This window comes from Alkalilimnicola ehrlichii, from assembly GCF_003399765.1.
Classification (GTDB): Bacteria; Pseudomonadota; Gammaproteobacteria; order Nitrococcales; family AK92; genus AK92.
Genome location: NZ_NFZV01000002.1, coordinates 70,256 through 92,579 on the forward strand (window position 1 = coordinate 70,256; position 22,324 = coordinate 92,579).

16 protein-coding genes and 3 pseudogenes are annotated in these 22,324 nt (G+C 58.6%); 11 read left to right on the plus strand and 8 right to left on the minus strand.

Features of this window, described 5'->3' with window-relative positions; translation table 11 throughout:
* Window positions 1-36 precede the first annotated feature (36 nt).
* The 3 genes and pseudogenes from htpX to parE form a co-directional block, all read right to left on the minus strand.
* Window positions 37-911, minus strand: a pseudogene (gene htpX / locus CAI21_RS02730) (protease HtpX).
* Window positions 912-1,028: 117 nt separating this feature from the next.
* Window positions 1,029-3,280 (minus strand): annotated as a pseudogene (gene parC / locus CAI21_RS02735) (DNA topoisomerase IV subunit A).
* Window positions 3,281-3,313: 33 nt separating this feature from the next.
* Complete coding sequence (gene parE, locus CAI21_RS02740) at window positions 3,314-5,206, minus strand: DNA topoisomerase IV subunit B (RefSeq protein ID WP_116300880.1); 1,893 nt, start codon at window positions 5,204-5,206, stop codon at window positions 3,314-3,316.
* A gap of 195 nt (window positions 5,207-5,401) precedes the next feature.
* Here parE and CAI21_RS02745 point away from each other — a divergent pair, with 195 nt between their 5' ends.
* The 11 genes from CAI21_RS02745 to CAI21_RS02795 all read left to right on the plus strand — a co-directional run bounded on the left by CAI21_RS02745 (window position 5,402) and on the right by CAI21_RS02795 (window position 16,646).
* Window positions 5,402-5,644, plus strand: coding sequence for an exodeoxyribonuclease VII small subunit (locus CAI21_RS02745; protein WP_116300881.1), 243 nt, complete (start codon window positions 5,402-5,404; stop codon window positions 5,642-5,644).
* Window positions 5,634-6,530 (plus strand): (2E,6E)-farnesyl diphosphate synthase, encoded by an 897-nt coding sequence (gene ispA, locus CAI21_RS02750; protein ID WP_116300882.1) that lies wholly within the window; start codon window positions 5,634-5,636, stop codon window positions 6,528-6,530. Before CAI21_RS02745 ends, ispA begins: the two co-directional genes overlap by 11 nt.
* Before the next feature lie 252 nt (window positions 6,531-6,782).
* Window positions 6,783-7,586, plus strand: a complete 804-nt coding sequence (folE2, locus tag CAI21_RS02755; protein WP_116300883.1) for a GTP cyclohydrolase FolE2 — start codon at window positions 6,783-6,785, stop codon at window positions 7,584-7,586.
* A 141-nt stretch (window positions 7,587-7,727) separates the two neighbouring features.
* On the plus strand, window positions 7,728-7,901 hold the full coding sequence (locus CAI21_RS02760) for a DUF1328 domain-containing protein (protein ID WP_116300884.1): 174 nt from the start codon (window positions 7,728-7,730) through the stop codon (window positions 7,899-7,901).
* Window positions 7,902-8,077: 176 nt separating this feature from the next.
* Window positions 8,078-8,707 (plus strand): TetR/AcrR family transcriptional regulator, encoded by a 630-nt coding sequence (locus CAI21_RS02765; protein WP_116300885.1) that lies wholly within the window; start codon window positions 8,078-8,080, stop codon window positions 8,705-8,707.
* A gap of 44 nt (window positions 8,708-8,751) precedes the next feature.
* Entirely contained in the window at window positions 8,752-9,102 is a 351-nt protein-coding gene (locus CAI21_RS02770; RefSeq protein WP_116300886.1) for a biotin/lipoyl-binding protein, read from the plus strand.
* Entirely contained in the window at window positions 9,090-9,833 is a 744-nt protein-coding gene (locus CAI21_RS02775) for an efflux RND transporter periplasmic adaptor subunit (RefSeq protein WP_258868895.1), read from the plus strand. Before CAI21_RS02770 ends, CAI21_RS02775 begins: the two co-directional genes overlap by 13 nt.
* Window positions 9,830-13,036 carry an efflux RND transporter permease subunit gene (locus CAI21_RS02780; RefSeq protein ID WP_116300888.1) on the plus strand — a complete coding sequence of 1,069 codons (3,207 nt, stop codon included), beginning with the start codon at window positions 9,830-9,832 and terminating at the stop codon, window positions 13,034-13,036. Before CAI21_RS02775 ends, CAI21_RS02780 begins: the two co-directional genes overlap by 4 nt.
* On the plus strand, window positions 12,921-14,285 hold the full coding sequence (locus CAI21_RS02785; protein WP_181919232.1) for a TolC family outer membrane protein: 1,365 nt from the start codon (window positions 12,921-12,923) through the stop codon (window positions 14,283-14,285). The genes CAI21_RS02780 and CAI21_RS02785 overlap by 116 nt, the downstream gene beginning before the upstream one ends.
* 384 nt (window positions 14,286-14,669) lie before the next feature.
* The gene (locus CAI21_RS02790; RefSeq protein WP_116300890.1) at window positions 14,670-15,845 is read left to right on the plus strand and encodes a hypothetical protein; all 1,176 of its coding nucleotides are present in this window, start codon (window positions 14,670-14,672) and stop codon (window positions 15,843-15,845) included.
* 27 nt (window positions 15,846-15,872) lie between these two features.
* Complete coding sequence (locus CAI21_RS02795; protein ID WP_116300891.1) at window positions 15,873-16,646, plus strand: ferritin-like domain-containing protein; 774 nt, start codon at window positions 15,873-15,875, stop codon at window positions 16,644-16,646.
* Window positions 16,647-16,705: 59 nt separating this feature from the next.
* Here CAI21_RS02795 and cls read toward each other — a convergent pair whose 3' ends face one another.
* From cls to CAI21_RS02820, 5 genes and pseudogenes are all read right to left on the minus strand, one after another.
* The gene (cls, locus tag CAI21_RS02800; protein ID WP_116300892.1) at window positions 16,706-18,130 is read right to left on the minus strand and encodes a cardiolipin synthase; all 1,425 of its coding nucleotides are present in this window, start codon (window positions 18,128-18,130) and stop codon (window positions 16,706-16,708) included.
* A gap of 223 nt (window positions 18,131-18,353) precedes the next feature.
* Window positions 18,354-19,382 (minus strand): endonuclease/exonuclease/phosphatase family protein, encoded by a 1,029-nt coding sequence (locus tag CAI21_RS02805; RefSeq protein ID WP_116300893.1) that lies wholly within the window; start codon window positions 19,380-19,382, stop codon window positions 18,354-18,356.
* Between the two features lie 140 nt (window positions 19,383-19,522).
* Window positions 19,523-20,572: an ankyrin repeat domain-containing protein gene (locus tag CAI21_RS02810; protein ID WP_181919233.1), complete on the minus strand. Its 1,050-nt coding sequence runs from the start codon at window positions 20,570-20,572 to the stop codon at window positions 19,523-19,525.
* A 230-nt stretch (window positions 20,573-20,802) separates the two neighbouring features.
* Window positions 20,803-21,354, minus strand: coding sequence for a G/U mismatch-specific DNA glycosylase (gene mug, locus CAI21_RS02815; protein WP_116300895.1), 552 nt, complete (start codon window positions 21,352-21,354; stop codon window positions 20,803-20,805).
* Window positions 21,347-22,140 (minus strand): annotated as a pseudogene (locus CAI21_RS02820) (acyl-CoA thioesterase). Before CAI21_RS02820 ends, mug begins: the two are co-directional and overlap by 8 nt.
* Window positions 22,141-22,324: the final 184 nt, after the last annotated feature.

Here is a 22,324-nt window from a genome sequence, read left to right on the forward strand (position 1 = left end):
TAACGGCAGCCTCCAAAGAGGCTGCCGTTATTCGTCTTAGCGCAGGCCGCCGCGCTGTAATGCGGCAATCCGCTCGTCCAAAGGCGGGTGGGACATAAACAAGCGCTGCAACCCGGTACCCCGCATACCGAAGATACCGTAAGCCTCCATCTGATCCGGCAGTTTCGCCGCTTCGCTGTTGCCTTTTAGCCGTTGCAAGGCAGCGATCATTTTCTCCCGCCCGGCCAACTGGGCGCCGCCGACATCGGCCCGGAACTCCCGCCACCGGGAGAACCACATCACGATAATGGTCGCCAGCGCGCCCAACACCACCTGGGCAAAATCATCGTCAACCAAAAGCCCGGACCATGGCCGCGCTCGTTCTTGAACACGACTCGGTCCACTAAATGGCCGATAACTCGCGACAGTACGATGACGAAGGTATTCAACACGCCCTGAATCAGGGCCAGCGTCACCATATCGCCATTCGCAACGTGGCTTACTTCATGACCAAGGACCGCTTCCGCTTCGTCCCTGCTCATGCTGTTCAACAAGCCCACACTTACCGCCACCAACGCATCGTTTTTATTGGCGCCGGTCGCAAACGCGTTAACTTCCGGCGCCGGATAAATAGCCACTTCGGGCATCCCGATGCCGGCCTGCTGCGCTTGCCGACGCACGGTCTCTAGCAACCATTGCTCGGTCGCATTTTGCGGTCGCTCGATGACTCTCGCGCCGGTAAAACGCTTCGCGGTCGCCTTCGACATCAACAGCGAAATGAACGACCCGCCCATACCGAATATTGCAGCCATAACCAGGATAAAGCCGGTGTTCAGCCGCACCCCAAGCAAGGGCTCCGCGAGGTTGAGCATGATCCCGAGCAGGATCAGAATCGCCAGGTTCGTAGCAACAAACAAACCTATACGGTGCATTCGCACACCCCCTTTCGAATTACCACCGCCGTCGTTGACGGCCAACCGCATCTTTAGAGTATGCCTTAGACCAAAAAGTTCTTCTTCTTGGCCGGCTTACAACCGGAGCCTCAGCGCTTACGCGAGCACCAACACCCCGTCGACACGCTGAAAGCCACGCGGCAGCAAGGTGCCACGGCGCCCGCGAGCGGCTTCGTAAACGTCCAGATCGGACGGTTTAAGGTTTAATACCCGCTTACCGGCCTGCAACTGCACGCCGTTTTCCCGCGGCACCGAGACCAAGCCCACCAGACGCTCCTCGCCCTTTTTTAACCGCTCGGCGGGAATTCCGATAATCTTGTTGCCTTTCCCCTTAGCCAGCCTCGGCAACTCTTGGGTCGGGAAGACCAACAGATATCCCGCACTGGAGACGGCAACCAGGCGATCTTGCTCCAGGTCGTAGATGGGCGCCGGCGGCAAGACTTTATCGCCGGTGCTAAGATTCAATACCAACTTACCGGCGCGGTTTTTCGCATGCATATCGCCAAGCGCAGTGACGAACCCGTAGCCGCGATCGGAAGCCAATAGATACAGCGCTTGCGGATCGCCCAGCAGGACGGCCTCGAACGCTGCCCCGGCAGGCGGTGTCAAGCGCCCGGTCAGCGGTTCGCCCTGCCCCCGTGCGGAAGGCAGAGTATGCGCGGCCAGCGAATAGCTGCGCCCCGTCGAGTCTAAAAATACGGCTTGTTGGTTGCTTCGCCCGCGCGCAGCGGCAAGATACTTATCGCCGGCGCGGTAATTTAAGCCGGCTGGATCGACCTCATGGCCTTTAGCCGCGCGCGCCCAACCTTTCTCGGAGATCACGACGGTCACCGGCTCGCTCGGCACTAAATCCGCCTCGTTGAGCGCGCGGGCGGCATCTCGCTCGATGATCGGCGACCGGCGATCGTCGCCGTATTTTTCCGCATCCGCCGTCAACTCCTTACGGATCAAATTGCTCATCCGCTTTTCGGAGCCGAGCGTTGCCAGCAGTTGTTTCCGCTCTTTCTCAAGCTCGTCCTGCTCGCCGCGAATCTTCATCTCTTCGAGCTTAGCGAGGTGGCGCAGCTTGAGTTCGAGGATCGCTTCCGCTTGCGTGTCGGTAAGCCCGAAACGCTCCATTAAAACCGGCTTAGGCTTATCCTCGTTGCGGATGATCGCAATGACCTCGTCGATGTTGAGATACGCGATCAGTAAGCCTTCCAGGATATGCAGTCGCGCCTCGACCTTGTCCAATCGCCACTGCAAACGGCGCCGGACGGTTTCGCGGCGGAAACTCAACCATTCGGAGATAATCTCGCGCAGATCGCGAACCCGCGGACGCCCGTCAAGGCCGATCATATTGAGATTGACGCGGTAGGTCTTCTCAAGATCGGTGGTCGCGAACAGGTGATTCATCAACTGCTCGACGTTCACCCGATTCGAGCGCGGCACAACAACCAGGCGGGTCGGATTTTCATGATCCGACTCATCCCGCAGATCCTCGACCATCGGCAATTTCTTCGCCTGCATCTGCGCTGCGATCTGCTCGAGCACCTTGCTGCCGGAGACTTGGAACGGCAGCGCGGTAATCACGATATCGCCGTCTTCCCGCTGATATCGGGCTCGCATCCGCACCCCGCCGTTGCCGGTGCTATAGAGCTTGCGCAACTCGGCACGTGGGGTGATGATCTCCGCTTCAGTCGGATAATCCGGGCCCTGCACATGTTCTAACACGGCATCGAGATCGGCTTCCGGCTCCTCCAGCAGGCGGATGCAGGCAGCCGCCACCTCGCGCAGATTATGCGGCGGGATGTCGGTCGCCATCCCGACGGCAATACCGGTACCGCCATTAAGCAGCACGTTCGGCACTCGCGCCGGCAAGAGCGTCGGCTCTTCTAAAGTACCGTCGAAGTTCGGCCCCCAATCGACCGTCCCTTGGCCCAACTCGGCTAACAGCAACTGCGAGTACGGCGCTAACCGCGATTCGGTATAACGCATGGCGGCGAAGGATTTTGGATCGTCGGGCGAGCCCCAGTTACCCTGCCCGTCGACAAGCGGGTAGCGGTAAGAAAATGGCTGCGCCATCAACACCATAGCCTCGTAGCACGCCGAGTCGCCATGCGGATGATACTTACCTAGCACGTCGCCGACCGTACGGGCCGATTTTTGTATTTGGCGAGGTTGCTCAGCCCCAGCTCGGACATCGCATACACGATGCGCCGCTGCACTGGCTTCAACCCATCGCCGATGTGCGGCAAAGCGCGATCGAGAATGACGTACATCGAATAGTCGAGGTACGCCTTTTCGGTAAATTCTTTTAAGGGACGGCTCTCGAACTCCGTCTCTTGCAGGCCTTGATAATCGCTCATTGTGCCTCTGAATCAATCCGGTTTAGGAACGGGCTATAACAGAACCTCGGCGAGATCGCCTTTGCTCTCCAGCCAGGCTTTACGATCCCGGCTCGCTTTCTTCGCCAGCAACATGTCCATGATGCGGTGGGTATCGTCCTCGGGATCGACCACCAGCTGAACCAGGCGCCGGGTATCGGGGTCCATGGTCGTTTCCCGCAACTGCAGCGGATTCATCTCGCCCAAGCCTTTAAAGCGGGTGATGCTCACTTTGCCTTTAATCTTCTCGGCGGAAATCCGATCCAGCACCCCTTGGCGCTCGTGGTCGTCCAGGGCGTAGAAGGTTTGCTTACCCACATCGATACGGTACAGCGGAGGCATAGCGACGAAGACGTGCCCGGCCTTTACCAACGCCGGGAAGTGGCGTAAGAACAAAGCGCATAGCAGCGTGGCGATATGCGCGCCGTCGGGGTCGGCGTCGGCAAGAATACAAACCTTGCCGTAACGCAACCCGCTTAGATCCTCCGAACCGGGTTCGATGCCAAGTGCCACCGCAATGTCGTGCACCTCCTGCGAGGCCATCACCTCGGCCGGGTCGACCTCCCAGGTGTTCAGGATCTTGCCCCGCAGCGGCATAACGGCCTGGTGTTCGCGCGCCCGGGCCTGCTTTGCCGAACCGCCGGCGGAATCCCCTTCGACGAGAAACAATTCCGAACGGGCCGGATCTTGGCTACTACAATCGGCCAACTTCCCAGGCAACGCCGGGCCGGAAGTCACGCGCTTACGCACGACTTTCTTGCTGGTCCGCATACGCCGCTGCGCGCTTTGAATCACCAGCGTAACGATCTGCTCCGCCGGTTCGACGTGCTGATTCAACCAGAGGCTAAACGCATCTTTCACCACGCCGGAGACAAACGTTGCGCACTCGCGCGACGACAAACGCTCTTTGGTCTGCCCGGAGAACTGCGGATCTTCCAGTTTTACCGACAGCACATAGCTGATCCGCTCCCACACATCGTCCGGCGTCAGCCGCACACCGCGCGGCAGCAAATTCCTAAACTCGCAGAACTCGCGGATCGCTTCGGTAAGCCCTGTGCGCAGTCCGTTAACGTGGGTTCCGCCTTGTGCGGTAGGAATCAGGTTAACGTAGCTCTCGCCAATCGGCTCGCCGCCTTCCGGCAACCACGTTACGGCCCACTCGGCGGCTTCGTGCGCCGATTCCATCCGCCCGACGAAAGGCTCTTCGGGCAAGCACTCGTAATCGGCCAAGGCGGTGGTGAGATAATCGCGCAGCCCGTCCTCGTAGTACCAGGAAACGTCTTCCTCGCTGGCCTCGTCGAAAAAGCGCACCCGCAGGCCCGGACACAAGACGGCTTTAGCGCGCAATACGTGCTTGAGCCGCGGCACCGAAAAGCGCGCCGAGTCAAAGTACTTAGCATCCGGCCAAAACCGTAAGGTGGTCCCGGTGTTGCGCTTGCCGACCGTACCGACCTGCTCGAGGTCGGCTACTTTCTCGCCGTCGGCAAAAACAATGACGTATTCCCCACCATCGCGTTTTACGCGTACTTCAAGCCGCTTGGACAAGGCATTGACGACGGAGACGCCGACCCCGTGCAAGCCGCCGGAGAACTGATAGTTTTTGTTGGAAAACTTACCGCCGGCGTGTAACCGGCTGAGGATAACCTCAACGCCCGGCACGCCCTCTTCCGGATGCACGTCGATAGGCATGCCGCGGCCGTCGTCGCTGACCTCCAACGAGCCATCGCGGCACAACGTCACATTGATATGCTTGGCGTGACCCGCCAACGCTTCATCGACGCTATTGTCGATCACCTCCTGCGCCAAATGATTCGGACGGGTGGTGTCGGTGTACATACCCGGCCGTTTTCGGACCGGGTCCAAACCCGTGAGGACTTCGATTGCGGCGGCATCATAACGCGTATTCATGATGTTAGCGTTTCGACTCTCTCTAACTGTCGTAATCGGCTGGCATCGCCGAGGCTCTAGGATCATCTAGGTCGGCAGCTTACCCGGCTGCGACGCAGTGTAACCTGCTCGGCTAATAGGCGCGAGCTTATCAAATTGACCCGTTCAGAGGCGCTAGGTTATTGTGAGCGCCTCCCGTAACCACTGGTTGCCGCCATGACTGAGAACCCCGAGCAAGGCTTCAACTTCGAACGCTCCCTGCAGGAACTGGAAACCCTGGTCTCAAAAATGGAACAGGGCGAACTGAGCCTGGAAGAGTCACTCAAAGCCTTTGAGCGCGGCGTCGAACTGACGCGCTCCTGCCAGCAGGCGTTGCAGGCTGCCGAGCAAAAGGTCGAGATTCTCCTCAAAAAAGGCGACGGCCTAGAAACGGCACCGTTCGGCACCGATGAAAAATAACACTTACACTTCCCTGACACAGGAACACCGCACCCGTTTCGAGCGGGTGCTGGAGCACTGGCTGCCCACGGCCAGCACCCATCCGGCCCGGTTGCACGACGCCATGCGCTACAGCGCCTTGGCCGGCGGCAAGCGTATTCGTCCGGTTCTGGTCTACGCTGTTGGCGCCGCGCTCCATTGCCCCGCAGAGCGCCTTGACGGGCCGGCCTGCGCCGTTGAGCTGATTCACGCCTACTCGCTGGTCCACGACGACCTGCCGGCCATGGACGACGACGATCTGCGCCGCGGACGCCCCACCTGCCATAAGGCTTACGACGAAGCGACGGCAATTCTGGTCGGCGACGCGTTGCAAAGTCTGGCGTTTTACGTGTTGGCACATGATCCGCAGGGCACTCCCGACAGCCAAGCTCGTCTCCGTATGATTGAGACGTTGGCATTGGCCTCGGGTTCCCGCGGCATGGTAGGCGGCCAAGCCATCGACTTAGGTGCTGTCGGCCAGCAGCTCGACCTCCCACAACTGGAAGATATGCACATCCATAAAACCGGCGCCCTGATTCGGGCGAGCGTTCGCTTAGGCGCCTTAGCCGCCGGTGCCGATGCGGCGACTCAAGACAAGCTAGACCGCTACGCAAAATGCATCGGGCTTGCCTTTCAGATCCAGGACGACATCCTCGATGTCGAAGGCGATACCGAGGCCCTCGGTAAAACGCAGGGCGCCGACGCCGAGCGCGGCAAACCGACTTATCCGGCTTTGCTCGGCCTAGATGAAGCCAAGCTACGGGCGCAAAGACTTACCGACGACGCCCTGCAAAGCCTGGAAGGGCTTGGGCCGGAAGCCGACACGCTGCGGGGGATCGCTCATTACATTATCAATCGAGACCATTGAGCATTTAGATTGTCATCCGTAACGAGCTGAATTAATATCCGAGTAATTTACTCAACAATTTACAGCCCCACATCTGCCCTGCGGCGGGCCGTCGCGGTGCTGGCTTAGGGCTGACATGCCACACGGCCAGAGACACCAGAAAACGGACCAGAGTGTCTCCTACAGGGCAAAAACCGATTTAACGTGAAGGTAGCCGCTGCCCCCGAACCCTATTCGCGGGTGGACCGACTGCCGTAAAGAGGACCGTTGATCATGTCACAGGCACCCACTGTTGAACGCGTCGCGATCGAGGACGTGCAAAGCCGTGCGGACACCCGACGCATTCCAATCAACAAGGTTGGGATTAAGGACATCCGACACCCGGTACGAGTGAAAGACCGCACCGGGCACGAGCAGCACACGGTGGCAATGTTCAACATGTATGTGAACTTGCCGCACGATTTCAAAGGCACTCACATGTCCCGGTTCGTGGAAATATTGAACAGCCACGATACCGAAATCACCGTACAAAGCTTCAACGAAATCCTGGTGGAAATGACCGAGCGGCTAGAAGCGCAATCTGGCCACGTCGAGATGAGTTTCCCCTATTTCGTGCGCAAAGAAGCTCCGATCTCCAAGGTCTCCAGCCTTCTCGACTACGAAGTAAGCTTCATCGGCGAGATTCACGACGGTAAGCCGGAGTTATGGATCAAGGTGCTGGTACCGGTCACCAGCCTTTGCCCCTGCTCTAAGCAGATTTCGGAGCGCGGTGCTCACAACCAGCGTTCGCACGTCACCGTCTCGGCACGCACCCGCGATTTCGTCTGGATCGAGGAGCTGATCGATTTGGTCGAGGAAGAAGCATCGTGCGAACTCTACGGCTTGTTGAAACGGCCGGACGAGAAGTACGTTACCGAACGCGCCTACGACAACCCTAAATTCGTCGAAGATATGGTGCGGGATGTGGCGGCACGACTTAACGCGGACGCGCGTATCTTGGCCTACCAAGTTGAATCGGAAAATTTCGAATCGATTCATAACCACTCCGCGTACGCCTTGATCGAACATACCAAGTAAGCCCTAGCAACAACGGGTTAGCGCTCTCTCAACGCTCCTTCAGCCGTTGGGAAGGAGCACTAACCCGTTGAAAAAACAGCTGCAAGCCCCACCTCCTCAACAATCCGGCAATGCTTTGCGCGGACATAGAGGAGTGAGATCATGCTCGGATGGGCGCTGACTTTTTTCGTGATTGCCATTATCGCGGCCATCTTTGGATTTGGCGGCATAGCGACTGCGGCTTCAGGTATTGCGCAATTCCTTTTCTTCGTTTTCGTCGTCCTCTTCGTCATTTCTCTGATCGCCGGCTTAGTCGGGCGCAGCGGAGGACGTTAGCCAATCACCCACGGTTTCGCCATGGCGGCGTTCGGGCGGATGGCAACCGCCCGAGCCGCGGCTCCCAACTTACCTCCCTATCCCGCATTGCAAAATAGCAATCTCCCGACTACATTTGGCTAATCCCAGCCGACCAAACGGTCAGAACAATAACAAATCGGGAGCGGAGCACTGCAATGGGATTAGCCACACAAAGAGAACCGGTACCGGAAGCGTCGGAGCGCATTATCGCCGCGGCCGCCGTACTATTCGCAGAACGAGGGTTCAAAGGCGTCTCGGTGCGCGATATCGCCTCCACCGCCGGTGTCAGCAAAGCCAACGTTTTTCATCACTTCGAGAATAAGTGGGAACTTTACCGCTCGGTGCTGGAGAGTTCCGCCGAGCATCTCAGCCATCTACTCGAACGCTTACAACCGGATCGTGCCAATGTCGAAGAGCTGCTGGCTAGCTACGCCGGCGATCAACTCGCCTGCATGTTGGAAGAAAGCGACGCGACACGCCTATTCCTGCGAGAGATGATCGAACCGCAGCCCGAACACGAACCGACTCTCGTCAGCAACGTGCTTGACGAGCGTTTCGACCTGCTCGTCGCATCGCTCGCAAGGCTCGCGCAGCGCGGCAAATTGCGCAGCGATCTAGATCCCACGACCTTGGCAATGCTGTTGTTGGGGGGAATCTGGCCTATTTTCTCTCCGACCGCCTCAAAACCAGCGACGAGAAAACGCAACGACGCCCCTCCCCTCAGGAGTATGGCCGTAAGGTCATCCACATGCTCACGGACGGAATACTCCCTACACGCAAGATAAACCATGGATAGTAGGGCAACGGTGGAAAATAAAAGGAATTTATCATGCTTCGCCGCCTCCTTATCGCGACACTCGCGACACTCACCCTAAGCGGATGTACCTCCCAGGAAACCGCTCAAGAATTACCCAGTGACGAACCGCAGGAATCGAGCACTCGTATTAGCACCCATACGGCTAGCACGGGAATCGTAGAAATCACCGATAGCGCGGTGGGTTGGATCGAGTCGCAAGCGATTCCGACCTTAACGGCAGAAATCGCCGGCCGTATTACGACGCTCTATGTCGATACGGGAGATCGCGTCGAACAAGGTAGCGTGCTGGCAAAATCGACGATGCACCCTACCGTTCCGCGCGCAACGCCGCTGCTGCCGACGTCCGCCGCCTGGAAGCACTGACCGATAACCTCGCGCGACAAGTCGAGCGCCACCGCCAAATGCTCGACGAGAATTTCATCTCGGCATCGATGTACGAAGAGAGCCAAGCCGAACTGCGCGCCCTACAAGAACAACTGCAAGGCGCGCGAAGTCGCTTGGAAACCGCCGAGCGAGATTTGCGTAACACCGTCATTACCGCCCCGCTTGACGGCATCGTCGACCAACGGCATGTCGGCGTCGGAGATTTTCTTCAAACCGGACAACCCTTCATCCGCCTGGTCAGCGGCGATCGGCTGCGCATACATTTACCCTTCCCCGAAACGGTTGCGACGCAGTTAAGCCCCGGCTTGCCGGTGCGGCTATCGGCCCCGTTCACGCCACTGGATAGCATCGCCGGCGAAATCCGTGAGATCAGGCCGGCCTTAAGCACCGGGCGCGCAGTGGAAGCTATCGTCGAGATCGACAATCCCGGCCAATGGCGCACCGGTGGCAGCGTTCGCGGCACCGTCGTGCTAGCGCAACGTCGCAGCGTCATGGTGCCGGAGGCAGCCGTAGTCACACGTCCGGCCGGCCACACCGTTTATCTCGTCGACGGCAACCGAGTCCTTGCTCGCCAAGTGACCATCGGCAGGCACCAAAACGGCTTGGTCGAAATCCTCAAGGGCTTGGAAGCGGGCCAAAAAATCGCTCTCGACGGCGCGGGCTTCCTCACCGACGGCGCCCTTGTCTCCATCGCGGAGGCACGCCCATGAGCCTGCCCGAACTATCGATCAAACGCCCCGTCCTCGCCTTTATGCTGAGCGCGGTGTTGCTGCTGTTTGGCTATATCAGCTTTGAGCGGGTAGGCGTCGACCGCTTTCCGGCCATCGAATTTCCCGTCATCTCCGTGCTCACATTAGTACCGGGCGCCAACCCTGAGATTATCGATACCTCGGTCACCAGCACGCTAGAGAATTCTATCAACAGCATTCCGGGTATCGATAGAATCACCTCTAGCTCCTCGCCGGGCGCATCCCTGGTCATCATTACCTTCGACCTCGACACGGATATCGACGCTGCCTTTCTGGACGTTCAGGCCAAGGTTAACGAAGTCGCCAATCAATTGCCCGACGATGCCGAAACGCCGACTATCGCCAAAGTCGAGACCAATGCGCAGCCGATCATGTGGCTGACGCTGCAAGGTGATCGCACGTTGCAGCAACTCGACCAGTATGCCCGCAACGACATAGCGAAACGGCTGGAGACGATCCCAGGCGTGGGCGAAGTGCGGGTCGGCGGCGGGCGCGAGCGCACCATTCGCGTCGAACTCGCCCCCGAACGGATGGCCGCGTACGGCCTTACCGCCCAAGACTTGATGCACGCGTTCCAGAACGAGCACATTCAACTACCGGGCGGATTTTTGGTCGGCAACGACCGTGAGCACATGATCAAACTCGACCTGGAGTTCCACAGCACGCGCGAACTCGAACAGATGGTGGTCAGCTACCGCGACGGCTCGCCGGTACGACTACACGATGTCGCCGATGTCGTCGATGGGCTCGCCGATTACCGCAGCGACGCCCGCTTCAACGGGCAACCGGCCGTCGGTTTGGGCATCGTCAAAATCGCCAACGCCAACACGGTAGAAATTATCGAAGAGGTCAAACGTCGCTTGGATAGCGAGATCAGGCCTCAATTACCGCCCGGCATGGCCGTCCACATCGCCTTTGACAGCTCCTCTTTCATTCTGGAAATGATCCGAGCGTTGGAGGAGCATCTGGTACTGGGCACCTTATTAGCCGCCTTCATCGTTTGGCTATTCCTGAAAAGCTTCCGCTCGACCGCAATCATAGCCACCGCCATCCCGGTATCCCTATTCGGCGCCATCGCGGCAATGTATATGTTCGGCTACACGATGAACACGGTGACCTTGTTGGCCTTGCTCCTGCTGGTCGGCATTGTGGTGGACGATGCCATCGTTGTGCTGGAAAACATCTACCGCCATCGAGAAGAAGGCGAACAGGACCCTCAAGTAGCAGCGATTAACGGCACCCGCCAGGTCGTTTTTCCGGTACTTGCCTCGACCTTAACGCTGGTTGCCATTTTCGCGCCGGTTATTTTCCTTGGCGGCATCATCGGCATGTTCTTCGCCTCGTTTGGGGTCGTGGTAACCGTGGGCGTCCTCGTCTCCTGGTTCGTCGCGATGACGCTTACGCCGATGTTGGCGTCGCGCTACCTGAAGGTGGAACAGCACGAGGGCCCGGTAGCCGGTTTTTTGGAGCGCAGCTTTCGACGCTTGGAGCGCGGTTACCGACACCTTGTCGAGTTCGCCTTGCGCTACCGTTGGGGCGTTGTCGGCGCCGCAACGCTTATCGTGCTCTCCAGCGGTTTCTTCTTTGCCCAAACGGGCAAGACCTTCCTGCCGGACGACGATGAAGGCATTTTTGTGATCACCGCGCGCACGCCGCTCGGCTCCAGCGTCGAATACACCAACGGACGGATGCAACGCTTGGAAGCGATCGTTGCCCAACAACCGGAAGTGGAAAACTACTTCAGTACCGTCGGTGGCGGCAGAGGCAGCCGCAGCGGTACCGAAGGCCAGATTTTCGTACGTCTGGTACCGCGCGAACAGCGACGCGCCAACCAACAAGCGGTTATGCAAAGAGTCCGCGAAGAGATGGCGCAGGTTCCCGGCGTTAAGGCATCGCCGGCTAGCATGTCACTCGTTGCCGGGGGGCGCGGAGAGCCGCTGCAATTCGTCTTGAGCGGCCCCGAATTAGAAGAACTTTCCAGACACGCAGAAACGCTCCGCAGCCGATTAAACAGCGACCCACGCTTGGGAAATATCGACCTCGATCTGCAACTCGACCTGCCCCAAGTCGAATTACGGATCGACCGCGAACGCGCGGCGGCACTCGGCCTCTCGACGCGCGATATCGCGAACACCGTCTACGTCCTCGCTGGCGGCGCCAACATCGCCAAGTTCAATGACTTGCCGGGAGACGGCAATCGTTACGATATTCGTCTGAAAGCCCGTGACGGCGAATTTCGTCACAGCGACGATCTAGGCCGGCTGTATCTGCGTAATCGTAACGGCGACCTCGTCCGTCTCGATTCCGTCGTCACGCTGGAAGAGACGCTGGGGCCGGCTGTGATCGGGCGTCATTCGCTACAGTACGGAGCGACTTTCTTCGGCACACCTAACGTTCCGTTGGCTGAAGCCATGGAACTTGTCCGCGAAGAAGCCGAGGCCTTGCTCCCGCAAGGGTACGGTATCCGCTTCATCGGCCAAGCGGAAGAATTCGCCAAAACCGCCGCCTACATCAGCTTCGCCTTCGTATTGGCAACGGTACTGGTGTACATGGTACTAGCCAGCCAATTCAACTCCTTTATTCAGCCGCTTATCATCATGGTGGCGCAGCCGCTAGCAATGATCGGAGGGGTCGCCGCACTCTGGTTGACCGGCCATACCTTAAACATCTTTTCGATGATAGGCTTGGTCCTGCTGGTAGGGTTGGTGGCCAAAAACTCGATTCTGCTTGTCGATATGGCTAATCAACTGCGCGCCGCCGGTCGCGGCATCGACGAGGCCTTACGCGAAGCTTGCCCGATTCGCCTGCGCCCGGTGCTGATGACTTCGTTAACCGTTATTTTGGCCCTGCTGCCGGCCGCCACCGGTTTAGGCGCCGGCGCCGACACTAACGGTCCGCTGGCCGTTGCCGTTATTGGTGGCATGGTCACTTCTACCCTGCTAACGCTGGTGGTCGTACCGGCCGTATATTCGTTGACCGAGAATGGCATAGAACGGCTTCGAAACCGGGCTACTGCCGATGCACGTAATGATGAGGAGTCACCCGACGATGAGACTGCGCCCGATACTCAAGACCCTGGCGCTGGCGGGAATATTATCGAGCCTGCCCGTTCAGGCAGAAAGTATCGACCTGCTGACAGCGTTCCGCTTAGCAAGCGAGCATGATCCGCAGATCGCCGCAGCCCGCGAGCAGTTGCAAGCGGACCGCGAACAGTTACCGCAAGCCCGCTCCCTGATCCTGCCGCAAATCGGCCTACAGGCCGATGCTAACCGCATCTGGCAGGATCAAAGCCTGGGTGACGCTCCCCCCTTTCCGATCCCGGACGACAGCGTGTCGTACAACACTTACACCGTCGGCGTAGGGTTAACGCAAGCGCTTTTCCGCCCGGATAGTTACATTCGTCAACGCCAAGCCCGGTCGGTAATCGATCAGGCGGAGATCAACTACCGGTTGGCACAACAACAACTTGCGCTACGTGTAGCCGAAAGCTACTTCCGAGTATTAGAGGCCCAGGATGCGGTAACCACCTTCGATGCCGAAGTACGCGCCATCGAGCGTCAACTACAGCGCTCGGAACGCGCTTTCGAACTCGGTGCCGGCACCGTTACCGATGTTAACGAAGCGCGCGCACGTATGGACGGGGCCCGCGCCCAACGCGTAGCGGCACAAAGCGAGCTTCGCATCGCCCGCGAAAGCTTACGTAGAATTATCGAGACACCGTTCGAACATGTTTCCGGCGTGGGGGCCGAGTTCGACCCGGAACCGCCGCAACCGGCCGACGCCGAAGCCTGGGCCACCTTGGCCGAGCAGCATAACTTGCAGGTTCAGCTGGCCCAATCCGGCCTGGAATTAGCCAGTAGCGAGATTCGGCGCAGCCGGACCCAGCGTTTACCGCAAGTCGATCTGGTCGCTAACTACGGCCGCTCTTACCAAGGCGACGGAGCCAATCCGACCTTGGGCACCAGCGTCGAAGTCGATCAAGCCAGCATCGGCGTTCAACTATCGGTGCCGCTGTATACCGGCGGCGCTATCAGCTCGCAGGTACGCGCCGCGTCGGCACAACGGGAAGTCACTTACAATCAACTTCTTAGCGCTAAACGCGAAGCGGCTATCGGAGCCGAATCGGCATATCTCGGCCTATTGGCAAACATGGAGCGGGTCCGTGCGCTGGAGCAGGCATTGCGCTCGATAACCAGCATGGAAGAATCCGTCCAACGGGGGCTGGAGCTTGGCTTGCGGACGACGTTGGATCTCTTGAACGTGCAGCGCGAGCGTTTCCAGACGGAACGCGAATTAGCCGCCGCGCGCTACGGGTATCTGCTGACCTACATGCAATTGCAGGCGGTGGTGGGCGAGCCATTGGACGAAGAGCTGTTCGCTCTTGTTAACCGTTATTTGATGGTCAATCAATAGCACTTCACCTTCGGTAGCCTGTGCGCTGCGCTTCGCGCCGCAACGGCTACTACCTCCTGAGCTGCCGATCGTCTTCGCGATGAAGCTTTTTTGCTTATCTTGCTTTGGCGGGATGGCTTTTCTGTTGCGGTTATTTTCTGGGGTGGCTGGTGATTGTGCGCTTCGCACGATTTGTTTGGAAGGCTGGGTTCCGCCCCGCACGGCGAAACAGGACGCTATGCATTACTACAGACGATAGCGACTGGGTAAAAACCTCATAAGCACATTCCCGCCAAACCGCGATGGTTCGTTTTTATTCCCCACCCTTGGCATTTGTTATTAGCAAACACTAACCCAACTTGGAGTGAACGACACGGACAGGGCAACGCCGACTAGGAGTTAGTCATGGCATTGAACATCATCGACGAGAAAGGAACGCCGCTGGATCAACAACGGTTTACATGGCGCGAGCTGACTCCCGCCCCCATTAGCAAACTCGACGACGACGCCTTCACCCGGGTGCGCGTCATCCTGATGAACGGTATCGAGCAAGAGGCCGTTCGCTTCCAGCACGCGTGTGCCCGTATGAACAAGGAGCTTCAGGGCCCTCTGGCACGAGTACGGCGCGTCGATCACCATCAGCAGACGTTAGTCAATTGGCTTCTCTCGCCTGACGAGACGCCGTTGGAGGTTACGGTCGCTTACGAACAGGTTGCGATAGAGGTGACCGCGGCGGTTGCTCAACAAGAGCCAGACGACTACCTCGCTCAGGTGTACCGTTTCGGCATGCTCGAGGATTTCGACCACCTCTATCGCTACTCGGCTCTGTTAGACCGCGTCGAGGGCAAAGACGCCAATAACATCACCCAGTCCTACACGGACATCACACCGGGACGCCCCACTGAAGTCGAACACCGCGACCCGATGGACGACCTTCGTCATCACTACGATCGCGACACCGCTGCTGCCATCACGAAACTAAACGCCCTGACGATCATGGCGGCGGAACACCAAACCCGCGACTATTACATGAACGTCGGCCCCATCTTCGCCGATCCTGTCGCACGCCAGCTCTATGCAGAGATCGCCTCCATCGAAGAGCAGCACGTTACCCAGTACGAGTCGATCATCGACCCTGGCGAGTCGTGGCTGGAAAAATGGCTGCTACATGAGGCTACCGAGGCCTACTGTTACTACAGCTGCATGCAGCAAGAAGATAACCCGCGAATAAAGGCCATCTGGGAGCGTATGCTCGATTACGAGCTGGGGCAGCTGCATTTTGTCATGGATATCTACAAGGATGTCGAAAAGCGCGATCCGGCCGATATGCTACCGCGCGAGATTCCCGAGCCGATTGCCTTTAAAAGCCACCGGGAGTTCGTTCGCCGCGTGCTATCGCAAGAGGTCGGCCTCACCGCTCGCGGCGCCGACTTCGTGCAGTCGCAAGACATTGCGCCTGACGAAGCCTCCCCGCAATACCGCGAATACTACAACCGCGACGGTTCCCCATCGTCCATCGTCGCCGACGGCTACATCTGGCAACCCGGCACCGAGCTGGCGGAACGCCGGGCCGTTCATTAAGTTTCAGCTTGCCAAGGAGTTAGAGCCATGACACGCCCAACCGATACGGGTACCAACCGGACCGGGCTGGACACAGCACCGGTACAGGCGCGCGAGATTTTGCAAACAGTTCCGGAACAGCACTCCGAGGCGGTGCCGGGCGAGCAGCTCGAAATGGCGCGCATCCGGCAAAGCTACATGCAGGACGCCGAAGTGATCGGCACCGTCCCCCCGCCGGCTTCGATGAAAGGTGCCGCCACCACCGCCAAAGAGATGCTAAAGGGAAACAAACCCAGCGTCTTTATCGATAAGCTTGGCGAGCGTCTCGCCTTCGAGCGTAGCGGCGTGAGGCTATACGACGCAGTCCTCACGAAGTTCGACACCGTCGGCAGTTGGGACGGCGGGCCTAGCCGTGAGGAACTCAATCACATTCGCGACGAGGAGCTGGCACACTTCAAAATGGTCACAGACGCCATGGAACGCCTAGGCGCGGACCCTACCAGCATGACACCCTCGGCCGACCTCGCGGCCGTTGAGTCCGCCGGCGTGATGCAAGCCATCACCGATCCGCGGACCAGCCTTCCCGAAGCGCTACACGCCTTACTGATTGCCGAACGCGCCGATGTGGACGGTTGGAGCATGCTGATCGACTTAGCGGAGAACGCCGGCCAGACCGGCCTCGCCGACGATTTTCGCAAGGCTCACCAACGCGAAGAAGAACACGCTCGGAAAGTGAAAAATTGGGTGGCCGGCGCTATTAGCGGCGATATGGCTCGCCAATTGAGCGGCGAGCAGGAACAACGCTCACCGCGAAGCAGCTAAGCGGAGCCAAACGATGCGGAAGGCCCTACCGCTTCCGCATCGTTTGCCAAGGCGTATAGTCATAGATACGGGGTAAAAAGACGGAAAACGCCATCGCGCAGTCGCACCGGCAAGCTTCGACTATCGACATCCTGCAAAGTAATCTGCCGCGCATGGGCGATGCGATCGTCCACTTCTTTCTCCAGCGCTTGCGCCAGATGCCCGTTATAGCACTCGACGTTGAACTCGAAGTTAAGACGTAAGCTACGCGGATCCCAATTCGCGGAACCGATCAACGACCAAGTCCCATCGACCACCATCAGCTTACTGTGATCGAAAGGCGGCGGCGTTAGCCAGACCCGACAATCGAATTCCAGCACTTGCCACAACTGCGCCATCATCGCCCAATGTACGAACGGCAAGTTACTGTGGGCCGGCAATACGATATCGACCTGAACGCCCCGCATCGATGCCAGATTAAGCGCCGAGATCAGATGTCGGTCCGGCAAAAAATAAGGCGTCATGATGCGAATGTTATGGCGCGCCATACTAATAGCCGCCAACATGACCCATTCGAGCTTACGAAGATTCTCATCCGGCCCCGCCCGCAGCCCCCTTGCGATGACCTTACCCTCGGCCTTCAACTCGGGAAACCAGGTTGGACCGTCCAACCACTCCCCGGTGGCAAATCCCCAATCGTCGCTAAAGACGGCTTGTAGCTGCCGCACGATGGGGCCTTTTAACTTGAAGTGGATATCCCGCGTCGCTCGTCTACGGCCGGCATCGAGCATATGATTGACGCGAATATTCATCCCGCCGGTAAAGCCAACCTGCCCATCGACCACCAATAATTTCCGATGGTTACGCAGATTCATCCCTATCAGCCGGGCGGGCAGCTTAGGGAAAAAACGCGCAACCGGCACCCCCATTCGCTCAAGCTCGCCTACCATCGACGGCCAGGTATAACGCTCCCCGGCGTTGTCGATGAGCACCCGCACCTCGACGCCTCGCTGCACCGCACGCCGTAAAGCCAAAGCAAAAGCTTGTCCGATACGATCGTTGCCGAAGATATAGGTAGCGAGCGTCACGCTCTCTTCGGCTTCGTTAATGGCGGCGAGCATCTCCGGATAAGCGTGATCGCCATCGACGTAATAGTCGACGGCATTACCCATCACCATGGGCCTGACCGACACCCGCTCGGTCACTTCCGCAAGGCCGTTTAGATGCGGTGCATGCTGTAAGGGCTCGATCAAATCGGACGTCGTGCAGGCAAACTCCGGATCGGGTCGCTCCAGATAGCGCCGATTGAGCGCACTCGCCCGATGACGTATGCGATTAATACCGAACAGGTAATAGAGAATAGCTCCCAGTAACGGAACCAAAAACAGCAGGCCGACCCAGGCCATCGCAGCGCGGGGGTCGCGCTTAGTCAGAATGACATGCCCCGAGGCAATCAGCGCCAGGACACTGACGAGAGCGGCAGCAATACTGTACCAAAGTTCCATTCGTTTCCTTTTCGCGCAACCGCCCCTAGCCGTCGTTCTACGCGGTCACCGCATTCGCAAGGCTGTCGAGAAAAAGTAGGCATTGAACGTCGCGAGCGAATACCCCCTCACGAACATGCCATGATAGCGGTACCGATGGAAAAACGAAAAGAAGTGCTGCCCTGGCTCCCTACCGGCGTATACGTTCGCCGCCCTTACCGGAAAGCCCAGGGCAATAAATACGTTAGTCGGGACAATTACCGGCAAGGCGATAACCTGCCGCTAGCGCCGCCGCCTCGTCCGGAAAACCAACCCGGTTACGCTCGCCAATCGTATCGTAACTCGGGCAATCCGGTCGGTGATAAATACGGCTGCTGCGGTTACCGCGAATCGGCCCCGCTACTGAGGATTGCGTCCCGACCACCGCTTCGCTGGCGTCCAGCTCGGCACCGCCTAGCAGCAGATAGACCGGCGCGTGGTCGCTAACGTGGCGCCGACTCTTCTCGTGCGTCCAGCCTAACAGGGCCGGAAAGCGAAACACACCGCTTGCCGAGACATCCAGCCCGTGCCCCTTCGATAGCCAGATGTTGTCGTACAAATTCGCATAATGACCGTCATGACTGGAAAGCGTACTCGCTCCCTCGGTAATCAGGGGGGCGGCCACCTCTCGCAGAGGCGCCCACGCCGTGTGATCGGGCGCCAGGTTGAAATCTCCCAACAGCATAATCGGATCATCTGTACCGAAGTTCTCGACCAACCAATCCCAGAATCCTCTGAGCGCTATCACCTCTTCGGTGCGGTCGGCAACATAACGGCCATAGACAATATGTACGGTCGCGGCACGAAACGTCACATCGCTGCCTTTAACGGCAAAGCGGGCGCTAAACGGCTCGCGCGCGAAGGCATCGGCATCGTCGATATAAACGACTGCCCCGTCAACGTATTCCACCCGAGATTCGCGCCAGAGAAACGCGTACTTTTCGCGATAAGTACTGCGCCCTAAAGGCTCGCTGAACAACAACCCCCAAGGCTCGCCGGTCTGTTGCTCAAGCTTGCGCTGGAGACGCTGAATGCCTTCTGCGGTCATCACTTCCTGAATCGCCAAAAAGTCGAAGCGACCGGCGATTTCCGCTAAGGCAGGATAGCTTTTTTGATTGCCGTGACCGAGCCGCTCGATATTCCAGGATGCGACTCTCAGTTCCGCCGCTGGCAGCGAGAAAGATAGAAGAAGAAACACGACCAACAACAGCCGCGAAAACCAGGCCGACCCCATTCTCTCCCCCTTTTGTCTTATGGGGAAAGATTAGCGAACATTAAGCTACTAATCCGGACCTAGTCGACAAGAAGCTATATTGTAGGTATTGCTTAGTAAAGGGCCTAAAATCGCGGCGAGCGGCCACCGATTTACGGGAACTATACTTTGGGCAACCCCTGCCCGTTCATCATCTCCAAAGGCATTTCTTCTTCTTCCTCGGGCGCGCTGTACAGCAGCTCCTCGGGAATCAAACGCAACTGATCGGCAATGGCAAGAAAGCCTTTTTCCTCTGCCATATCGATAAGCTCGGGCACCCGGGTAAATTGCACTTGTTGCGTCTCTGCCGCTTTCAGCAATAACTCGACGACCTGATCGTGCCCGCCTTCAACGGCCAACATCAACGCGCTCACCTCGCCCTCGCCGACTTTGTAATCGACCTCGGCGCCGCGCGCCAAGAGCAATTCCACCACCCGGTGATGACCGCCGTCGGCAGCACGCATTAAAGGCATGTAACCGTCGCGCGAGGGCAGATTAGGGGCAGCACCGCGCTCGAGCAGTAACTTCGCCACCTCAAAAGCACCTTCTTGCGCAGCCATACCCAAAGCCGTTTCGCCGCGCGGTCCGCCACGGTCGGGGTCGGCACCGGCATCGAGCAGTATCCGCGCCATCGCCGCGAGATCTTCCCGCGCGGCCTCCATCAACGCCGTCAAACCGTCTCGTACCGGTTGATCGGGGTTAGCATCGCCCAACAACAGGGTACGCAGCCCCTGCAAATCCGCCTGTCGGGCGCAAATCGCAAACGGGTTTAAGCCGTCCGGCCCCCACGCATCTAAATCGGCGCCCGCCGCGATCAACATGCCCATCTTGAGATAATCGCGGCGCTTGGTCGCAACTACCAAGGGCGGCACTCCTGGCATAGAAGCGGCCAATGCCTCCGCCTCGGCTTGCGCCGCCCGCAATACTTCTTCGTCCTGCCGCTGCGCTAGGTGGGCGGCACCGACGCCTAACACCACGAACAGAAACGCGCCCAGCAAAGCAATCAACTCACCGGTAATCAGGAACCCTATGCACCCCACCAAGGCACCGATCCAAGCGAGATCGCGCACTTTCTTCCAGCGGTTTGTTCGATGCAGATGCTGCTGCTTGCGATAACGGCGCAAGGTATAGAACAAAGCACCTGCACTGACGACGATTAGGAATATATTCATAGTACTTTCCGAGCCTCGGGCCCGGCTACGTTGCCTGCTACGCCGGCCATGAAAGACCCGGCACCGGGCGCAACGCGCCCTCCTACAAAAAGCTACGGCCATAGCGGCAAAAGCCTTATTATTTACTATCGGCCAAGAAAGCAAACCCTGAACAATCGTCGTATTGTGACGCCCGAACGACCAGCGCTATATACCCTGTTGCAAGGCTTGAACCAGGAGAACAACGAAGGTCAGGCAAGCGTTTGCAAGCCACGATAAAGCGCGACAAGATCGGCTATCCGGTAATGGGCATTCAGGCCGCTAGGATTAGGCAAGACCCAAACCGGCACACCGGCAATACGCTGCGCCTGTAGCCCGACCTGGGCTGAAGGCTCGGCAAAAGCGGCGCGATACGCCGTCACGCCTAGCACCGCCAGAACCTTAGGCCGAAAACGGCGCAGCTTCGCCGCCAGCAGGGCCGCTCCGGCAACGAGTTCGGCGTTAGTCAATTCGGAGGCTTTCGCGGTCGCACGCGCCACAAAATTGGTAATTCCAAGCCCGTATTCGGGCAGCAAACCTTGCTCGCTCGGCGCGAGCAAGCGATCGGTCAAGCCAGCCCCGTGCAGAACCGGCCAAAACCGATTACCCGGACGAGCGAAATGATAACCCACCGCCGCCGTGTAAAGGCTTGGATTAATGCCGCAGAAAAGCACGCGCAACCCAGGCGCTATCACGTCCGGCACCGTCCGCCCCCAGGCTGCGGCAAGTTCGGCCCGGCTGGGCTTGCGCGGCCGATTAGCCAAAGACGGTCACCGTCTGCCGACTCAAAGCAAGCAAGCGACCTGCGGCAGTCCAGAGTTGAGCACCGATAAACGCATAGCCGTCGGCTGCTTGCTCGACCGCCGCCCGATACAACAACCATTCGTCGCCGCCGATGGCAGGCAAAGGTTGCGGAAACTCAATTGTCCAACACAGCGAGCTGCTTGCCGCCGGTTGTTTAAGCATGGGCAGCACGCCGGCGGCCACGCATCCACCAAACCCAACAAATGCCCTTCCGTTATTCCTGCCATGGGCTCTCTGAAACGAATCCAGCCTCCCATCTCGCGGCTATCGGAACCGCTAAACGGCCAATCTCCGATCGCCCAGCGGTAAGCGAAATGCTCGGCAAAGGTCGGTGTCACACCCTGCACCATCGGCATTTCCAGACACTGCTCAACCGGCTTCACAGCCGGCATCGACGCCCCAAGCACGCCAACCCTCGATTCGCGCGGCGCGCCAAAGCTGCCGAGCGCGGCGAGCATGACGCCGCCATCCTGCATAGCCCGTCCCTGAACTTGCGTCACCGAGCCGCCCTGACGCAAAACCTCTGTGTCAAAAGTAACCGCTGCCTCCGCCGCTACCGGCCCAACGAACGAGACGCTCAACGACCGCAGTGCCCGCTCGGCCGGCACAGGTTTGCGCATCGCCTCGTAAACCCAGCCGCCGATCAAGCCGCCGAAGGTCGCCCTCCCCTGCAACCAACTCGCAGGCGCGACTACTCGATTGTCTGCGGACTGCTTAAGCGTGTCGAGAAGCGTCGTAAAACTCATGCGATCACATCACCTTTCAAGAGCAATAAGCAGGCGATGATAATCGAATCTAACAAACTTATGCGACCGACAGCATCCAGCACCGCTTGTTCCTCCACCACAACAACCCAATATCGCAGGTACCGAGTCGCGAGTAAGGCGATACACATTCTCGCTCGCCTCGGCTAACAGAATGAAACCGCGC

Coding starts and splice junctions, on each gene's coding strand:
- CAI21_RS02780 (WP_116300888.1), top strand. CDS start 9,830: ATGAGCCTGCCCGAACTATCGATCAAACGCCCCGTCCTCGCCTTTATG.
- folE2 (WP_116300883.1), top strand. CDS start 6,783: ATGTCACAGGCACCCACTGTTGAACGCGTCGCGATCGAGGACGTGCAA.
- CAI21_RS02785 (WP_181919232.1), top strand. CDS start 12,921: ATGAGACTGCGCCCGATACTCAAGACCCTGGCGCTGGCGGGAATATTA.
- CAI21_RS02790 (WP_116300890.1), top strand. CDS start 14,670: ATGGCATTGAACATCATCGACGAGAAAGGAACGCCGCTGGATCAACAA.
- cls (WP_116300892.1), bottom strand. CDS start 18,130: ATGGAACTTTGGTACAGTATTGCTGCCGCTCTCGTCAGTGTCCTGGCG.
- CAI21_RS02770 (WP_116300886.1), top strand. CDS start 8,752: ATGCTTCGCCGCCTCCTTATCGCGACACTCGCGACACTCACCCTAAGC.
- ispA (WP_116300882.1), top strand. CDS start 5,634: ATGAAAAATAACACTTACACTTCCCTGACACAGGAACACCGCACCCGT.
- CAI21_RS02745 (WP_116300881.1), top strand. CDS start 5,402: ATGACTGAGAACCCCGAGCAAGGCTTCAACTTCGAACGCTCCCTGCAG.
- CAI21_RS02805 (WP_116300893.1), bottom strand. CDS start 19,382: ATGGGGTCGGCCTGGTTTTCGCGGCTGTTGTTGGTCGTGTTTCTTCTT.
- CAI21_RS02810 (WP_181919233.1), bottom strand. CDS start 20,572: ATGAATATATTCCTAATCGTCGTCAGTGCAGGTGCTTTGTTCTATACC.
- CAI21_RS02760 (WP_116300884.1), top strand. CDS start 7,728: ATGCTCGGATGGGCGCTGACTTTTTTCGTGATTGCCATTATCGCGGCC.
- CAI21_RS02765 (WP_116300885.1), top strand. CDS start 8,078: ATGGGATTAGCCACACAAAGAGAACCGGTACCGGAAGCGTCGGAGCGC.
- CAI21_RS02795 (WP_116300891.1), top strand. CDS start 15,873: ATGACACGCCCAACCGATACGGGTACCAACCGGACCGGGCTGGACACA.
- parE (WP_116300880.1), bottom strand. CDS start 5,206: ATGAATACGCGTTATGATGCCGCCGCAATCGAAGTCCTCACGGGTTTG.